We start from the raw sequence: 5,641 nt of genomic DNA, 5'->3' as shown, positions 1-5,641 counted from the left end.
TTGCAGCCGCACCGCAGCCAGACATTTAAACTGTCGAGCGATCCGCTGTTCGTCGATAAGGTGCGCGATATTGTCGGGCTTACCTGTCCCCACCGAACCGAGCCGTGTCCTCAGCGTCGATGAGAAAAGCCAGATCCAGGCACTCGATCGCGAGCAGCCGGTCTTGCCGATGATGCCTGGGGTGCCGGAACGTCGCACGCACAGCTATGTGCGGCATGGTACGACCACGCTGTTTGCCGCGCTCGACATCGCTTCCGGCTTTGTCATTGGCAAATGCTACAAGCGCCATCGGGCGGTCGAGTTCTTGAAGTTCCTCAAAGAGATCGACGCTCAAATCCCTGAGGGGCTCGCTGTCCATATCGTCATGGACAACTACGCCACCCACAAGACACCCAAGATCAAAGCGTGGCTCGCTCGCCGGCCGCACTATTATGTCCACTTCACGCCGACTTCCGCGTCATGGATCAATCAGATCGAGCGCTGGTTCGCTGAACTCACCAGAAAGCAGATCCAGCGAGGTGTTCACACCTCCGTCAGGCAGCTCGAGGCCGACATCCGTACCTTCATCGAACTGCACAACAACAACCCGAAGCCCTTCAAATGGACCAAGTCCGCAGACCAGATCTTGGCTTCCGTCAAACGCTTCTGCCACAAAGCCCAGCAGACTTTATGTGGCGAACTTTAGATTCACCTGACTAGGTCGTCGAAGTGGAGAGCCATCGGCTATCGCCGCGATAGGCTATCGCTAGAATTAGTCCGCCGCCGCGGCCAGAAACGGCATGATCAACGACATCTTGCGTGCAGCGGCAACGCGCGATTGGTACTCTTCTATGTCTACTTCGCGCGTCACGTGCGAGAACCAATCTTCAAAGCTGGCGTGAAGTTCGCCTTCTTCGATCCACGACTTACCGCCGTCCGCACTGATGCGATGGCCGACGAATACCTCACGTCGGCGCGCCTTGCTGTAAACCATGCGTTCAATCGTCCAACTCGTCATGGTCCCTCACGGTAGCAGCACGACTTGCTCCGAACCGCGTTGCCGTGCCCTCTCCATCGCAACCTGCACGCGATGGGAAAGGTCAATGCTATGTCCGTCCTGAATTCATAGTCTTCGACCGTAATACGGGGCGCGACGATCCGGAAGCGCCAATAGCGGCGCCCACTTGGCTTCTTCCCGTACTCGCGCTCCCACTGCGAGTGTCAATCCGCACATCACCCAGACATTGGGTCTTGATAGCTCGAAGATTATACCTTGCCTAGCGACCGTGCTTCAAAGCGTCAACTCCTTCGGCTGGTAGGCGTTGGGCTCGCCCTTGATGCTCCAACGGATATCGCAAGCCGCCGAAAATCTTCTCCAGTCAAACAAGCGCTTCTTCCTTCTGCCCACTCCGATATCGGTTTCGGGCGGCCATCCCGCAGGCGCTCCAGTGAGCGGAGCATCCAGAACTCACTCCTGCCGATGTCTACTTCTGCAGGGCTGATGCCATCCTCACTGGTACGGCCGGAACTCTTCCTTCAGTGAGGCGCTCTTCGCGGAGCCGTTTCCAGAAGTCCTCGGGATATGTTTACGGCTGCCGGTGCTTGATCCTATTTCAATAGAGGTAGGCGTGGGCCAAGCCGCTTGCGATCGCGTTATCGGTGAACTGAACTATGCACTCGTGACAGGCTGACTGGAGACATAGAAACCGTGAGCTTCATATCCAAGTATGTGATTGTTGCCGAGCGAGAAGTTCGTTAGCGCGGCAACGTTAATCTTCTGACTTTTCGAATTAGCTGCAATGGTGATCTCCGTTGAGAAATCTGCGTCTTGCCCCCAACCCACTCGGCCAAGATAGATGCCGGAATTGTCCCATTCACGCGCGGGCGTGACCACTCATCAGGGCGTAGCTTTGATAGTTTCCCGCGTCACCGTTGATTCTCAATACCAGACGATGGTCTTTGCCCTGTGATGAGATATGACCATTCGCGTAGATCTTGATAAAACTGTCTGAAACGGATGCGAACTTAATATCAAAAGTGGAAACGCTGTCGAATTCCTTAGTCACGGCCTTTGTATTGCTCAGCACTTCTTGCGCGTGAAGGCCGTGCCACGTCAGTAGAGTTGCGAACAGAAGTAAGGGGAAGATTGCGCGATGATGTTTCGCAAATGCAGACTCCAGCGGGTGAGGCTGCACGCTCCAAGCTGTTATTTTCCTGCATGTCTTTCTCCTTCGAAACCAACGGCGCCCGGCAATTACGTCGACGATCGTGCCTTCACGATGGGACTGCGGCGTAGGCCGAAGCTGACTCCAATCCAGCTCGCGCCCGCCACGATTAGATCGACCCCGAGAAACAGGCCCAGAATATAAACACTGTTTATCGGCCAACGGGCTAAGATCAACGATCCAATCAGCAGAGTAATGACGCCGGATATCGCCAGCCAGGACCGGGGCGTTGCGCGTTTCATGCTGAACGCCAGGATCAGGCGCATGATGCTGGCGGCGACCAGCGATGCGCCGAGCGCCAGCGTAAGCAGCACAGCGGCGAGCGTAGGATTATCAAATGTCACAAGCCCCGCGACGATGTAGAGCGCACCCAAAAAAGCGCATAGCAAGAACTTGCCCCAGGTCTTAACCTGGATAGCATTGATCATTTCGGCAACGCCGGCGGCGATCATCATCACGCCAACTAGCACCACACTCGCCACCGTCGCGAGCGCAACGCTACCAAGCGCCACGAAGCCAGTGATCAGATAAACTACGCCGAGGGCGAAAACCCAGCCCCGCTTTGGTAGCGAAGCGGTGCCCGGACCAGCTCGAAGCCGCACGATATCAGACGAACTTGTCATGGAGGTCTCCGGTACCAAAGCTGCGCCGCAGCATGGCGCCTAGCCATCGCTTTGTTGCGATCAGGGTTGAGCTTGCGGGCCGTTGCGAGCAGCCGACTCAGTGTGCTTATCAATCTATATGCTCGCCTGCTGGGTGCCATCCGCATCGTGACCTCCTCTCTTCGGGCTTGGACCGCATCCCAGGACGCGGGAGGACCACAGTACTAAGCCCGGCGAGGCGATGTCGTAGGCCGAGCAATTGGCGTGCCACGCTTTGCGAGCCGCGCGTCGAGAGCGAAACTAGTTTCTTCGTGACGCGATCGTGAAAACGCGGCCGTTTGTGGCAGCTTGCCGCCAAACGTCTTAAGTTCGACGCGCATGAACGCGACAACATGAACATCTTGCGCGTGGCGGCGATTGGCCTAACTGCATTCTCGAGGGGGGGTATGCGCGCCCACACGACGGAGTTGGACAAACACGAAGACCGAAAGCTGTCATCCATCCGGTACATTACCCTCCTCGGAGCCACTGGTTACAGTACTCCCATGGCTGAGCGCTCCAGAATCGAGATGGGGAGTGACGACCCTCGGCGAAAGCCGAACATTCCTCTTTGCAATGGAGAAGCATCATGTCCAGAGTCACAGACGTTCTCGTTGCCTTTGATACGGAATCCATTCTTCAGAAGTACTCGAATCCGAGCAAAAGACCGGACAGCCCCACTCTCATTGACTTTCGCCATGTCTACATGATCACAAATCAGGACAACGTGATCAGTGGGCAAGCGGGCGGCGAGCTCGACCTGAAGGCCCAGGTCGGGGATTTGATTCGTTGGCGCGAGACCAGCCTCTCCCTTGGATTCGAGAAGTCAGTGATCTTCTACCGCTTCATCGGAAACGTAGGGAACGAGCTGATCTCGACGCCGCCCCGCGGAAGGCGGAGGCCTCGTTCGCGCATCCCAATCCTAGCAATCCGTCCGTGCCGACATGTCAGACGATCGCCAATTACTATTGGTCCTCGGAAACTTTGAGTATCGGACGAGTTCCCTACCATTTCAACTTCATGGTCGTCGATCGCAATTGCAGCGCGCTGGGATACTTCTCGTGGGATCCGTTCATTAGCATCCACAATTGATGCGGATGATCATCAAGGCGTCGAAGGAAGCGCGCAGCGGGGCAACGGCCATGATCCCAACCACCCTCGACTCCGAGGGTGGCATGAAATGGCAGGTGCGGAGCTTGCGGTCCGGAGGCGTGCCGACCTCACCCGTCGTCCCTGGTGGATCGGCCTTCTCGACCAGCTGTCGCTTTTTTCGCGTAGTTCTCGAATGAGACCGATCCGCCGTCAGCACCATCCAGTTCGGCCGGTCCAAGCACTTGGCAAGCTCCGCGGTTGCCGAGTATCCCACGGTCGGGAGGAAGGGAAACAGCAATGGCCAAAGACAGACCTATGGGATCGCGCAGGAACACGCTGATGTCCTTTCCCCCTTTGAGCTTGTCCTGCGCCGAGCCTCGACCGTCGCGACGCCCAACTTCGATTTGTTGCAGCCGGGCAACCAAAGCATCGACGACCATTTCTGGCAGAGTCAAGTGCTGGCCGATGGCGTGGCGGCTTGCGATTTGAACTTCATGGTCTTGAACAAGGCCTGCTTGGTGCTGGGATACTTCCGAGGGAGGTGCCGTAGTCGGCCGCTCCGAGCGCGGTCGTTCAATCCCGAACTCGGCTGGGAGTCCTGTGAGACCTCCTGGAATAGCCAGTTCTCGGGATGTCGCTAGGCCCGTTTAGCGGCTCAAATTTCATGTATCGACGAGGGTACTGGCCGTGATCGAGAAGGCCAGCCGCAGCAAGGAATCCTGGACTCTTAACTCGATGCGGCGCCGAGCCTTATCGGCGGCCCCTACACACGCCCCCGTCTTACTGCGGATGCATCGTCCGCACGGAACGAAGTGGGGGGATGCGGCTCGTCCGTCGAAGCTTCGCCGCGAGCGGGAACACTTGCATCCAATGGCCGACGAACGGTCGATACGGCCGGAACGAGGACACGCGGAGCAGCTGTAATCAGGAAACTGACTCGCTGTCGATGCGCTGACCTTTGTCATGCTAATGCGCTCGAAGGGCGCGCAGGAGGGGTAACCGCGATTAGGCATTTTCGGGTCAAGCCACTTAATCAACAGTCGGCGGACAGCATCCGCGACCGCCCCGACATGCACTTTGCCCATCGACCGGCCGCTCAGGCGGCGCTTGCGAACCCGTCAACTATCAACCCTTGCAGTTGATGGAGGTGGCGGAAACGTGGCAATCGTCGTCGATACCCGTCGGGGGCGTCGAATTCGAAACTGGGGTTCAGAAGAATGAAACAATTGCTGGCGGGCTGCCTACTCTATACGAGGCACCCCAGTTTGTAGCCGACGTTGATAAGCTGGGGACTTTGGCGGGTGGCAAGCTTAGCGATGCGGATCTTGATGCGGCCGCCGCGACCTGTGCGCGATCCGAACCGCCAGCGAAGATCAAGTCAATCGAGATTCCGGTCTCGGCGCTGTCGGAAACGATTAAGGCCGCCGTTGAGCTTGCTCCAAAATCCACTGGGAGCATCGCCCTCGAAGGGCTGGATCTGCATCCGCAAATGGTCCCTTTGGGTCAAGCAAGGACATGAGTAGCATGTCGAACACGATTTAAAGTCGTGCCTGCATTGCGGCCAAGCAATTACCGACCAACGAAAAGCGCTGCTCGCAGCTGCTTTTGACGACAGACTCTCCAAGTTCGTCATCGAACTGAACACTGCCACGCAACATGCAGGTAGCTGCGTGGAAGCGCTGGCTGCCGCGAAGACCGCGATAC

General features: G+C 57.3%; 7 protein-coding genes and 1 pseudogene. 4 read left to right on the top strand and 4 right to left on the bottom strand.

Annotation, left to right across the window (positions count from 1 at the left end):
• Positions 1-685 (top strand): annotated as a pseudogene (locus AC5ZFO_RS47015) (IS630 family transposase); the annotation flags it as partial.
• A 66-nt stretch (positions 686-751) separates the two neighbouring features.
• Here the strand turns inward: AC5ZFO_RS47015 and AC5ZFO_RS47010 are convergent.
• From AC5ZFO_RS47010 to AC5ZFO_RS47000, 3 genes are all read right to left on the bottom strand, one after another.
• Entirely contained in the window at positions 752-997 is a 246-nt protein-coding gene (locus tag AC5ZFO_RS47010) for a hypothetical protein (RefSeq protein ID WP_496124134.1), read from the bottom strand.
• 856 nt (positions 998-1,853) lie between these two features.
• Positions 1,854-2,174 (bottom strand): hypothetical protein, encoded by a 321-nt coding sequence (locus AC5ZFO_RS47005; protein ID WP_496124133.1) that lies wholly within the window; start codon positions 2,172-2,174, stop codon positions 1,854-1,856.
• A 59-nt stretch (positions 2,175-2,233) separates the two neighbouring features.
• Positions 2,234-2,827 carry an HdeD family acid-resistance protein gene (locus AC5ZFO_RS47000; protein WP_496124132.1) on the bottom strand — a complete coding sequence of 198 codons (594 nt, stop codon included), beginning with the start codon at positions 2,825-2,827 and terminating at the stop codon, positions 2,234-2,236.
• Between the two features lie 607 nt (positions 2,828-3,434).
• Between AC5ZFO_RS47000 and AC5ZFO_RS46995 the strand changes: the two genes are divergently transcribed.
• The gene (locus AC5ZFO_RS46995) at positions 3,435-3,833 is read left to right on the top strand and encodes an AidA/PixA family protein (RefSeq protein ID WP_496124131.1); all 399 of its coding nucleotides are present in this window, start codon (positions 3,435-3,437) and stop codon (positions 3,831-3,833) included.
• Positions 3,782-3,937 carry an AidA/PixA family protein gene (locus AC5ZFO_RS46990; protein ID WP_347338660.1) on the top strand — a complete coding sequence of 52 codons (156 nt, stop codon included), beginning with the start codon at positions 3,782-3,784 and terminating at the stop codon, positions 3,935-3,937. Before AC5ZFO_RS46995 ends, AC5ZFO_RS46990 begins: the two co-directional genes overlap by 52 nt.
• Positions 3,938-4,065: 128 nt before the next feature.
• On the opposite strand, the gene AC5ZFO_RS46985 is transcribed toward AC5ZFO_RS46990, so the two are convergent.
• Positions 4,066-4,392 carry a hypothetical protein gene (locus AC5ZFO_RS46985; protein ID WP_496124130.1) on the bottom strand — a complete coding sequence of 109 codons (327 nt, stop codon included), beginning with the start codon at positions 4,390-4,392 and terminating at the stop codon, positions 4,066-4,068.
• Between the two features lie 677 nt (positions 4,393-5,069).
• Here AC5ZFO_RS46985 and AC5ZFO_RS46980 point away from each other — a divergent pair.
• Entirely contained in the window at positions 5,070-5,456 is a 387-nt protein-coding gene (locus AC5ZFO_RS46980) for a hypothetical protein (RefSeq protein ID WP_496124129.1), read from the top strand.
• The last annotated feature ends 185 nt before the right edge of the window (positions 5,457-5,641 follow it).

It is taken from the genome of Bradyrhizobium sp. Unk1, assembly GCF_059512345.1.
The sequence above is the reverse complement of the archived record's forward strand: the minus strand, read 5'-3'. Positions and strand labels throughout refer to the sequence as shown.

Coding starts and splice junctions, on each gene's coding strand:
- AC5ZFO_RS47010 (WP_496124134.1), bottom strand. CDS start 997: ATGACGAGTTGGACGATTGAACGCATGGTTTACAGCAAGGCGCGCCGA.
- AC5ZFO_RS47000 (WP_496124132.1), bottom strand. CDS start 2,827: ATGACAAGTTCGTCTGATATCGTGCGGCTTCGAGCTGGTCCGGGCACC.
- AC5ZFO_RS46995 (WP_496124131.1), top strand. CDS start 3,435: ATGTCCAGAGTCACAGACGTTCTCGTTGCCTTTGATACGGAATCCATT.